We start from the raw sequence: 512 nt of genomic DNA, 5'->3' as shown, positions 1-512 counted from the left end.
CTAGCAGATGCAGACTATGTCGGTATTATCCCTGAAAGCGTCGACTCGGTAGAGATTGCACCTGTGTTATGTGCAGGCGTTACAGTGTACAAAGGTCTTAAAATGACCGAAACCAAAGCCGGCGATTGGGTGGTCATCTCTGGTATCGGCGGTCTTGGTCACATGGCGGTACAGTACGCGGTGGCTATGGGACTCAACGTAGCTGCGGTTGATATCGATGATGATAAGCTTGCGTTTGCCAAAAAGCTCGGCGCAACAGTCACCGTCAACGCCAAAGATACAGATCCTGGCAAATTCTTAAAAAAAGAGATAGGAGGCGCTCATGGAGTACTGGTGACAGCCGTTTCCTCAAAAGCGTTTGAGCAAGCACTAAGCATGTTAAGACGTGGTGGTACTTTGGTCTGTAATGGCCTACCTACAGGCGACTTCCCAGTTTCTATCTTTGACACCGTTCTGAACGGTATCACTATTCGCGGCTCAATCGTTGGTACGCGTCTTGATTTGCAAGAGTC

1 protein-coding gene is annotated in these 512 nt (G+C 49.0%); it reads left to right on the top strand.

Translation table 11 applies throughout. The features are described from left to right. Window positions 1–512: zinc-binding dehydrogenase (locus ACTXGO_RS16290; RefSeq protein WP_443575262.1), on the top strand; the 512-nt coding region annotated here is incomplete at both ends.

The sequence above is a fragment of the Psychrobacter sp. T6-1 genome, from assembly GCF_052258445.1.
This window is presented reverse-complemented; position numbering and strand designations above follow the sequence as displayed.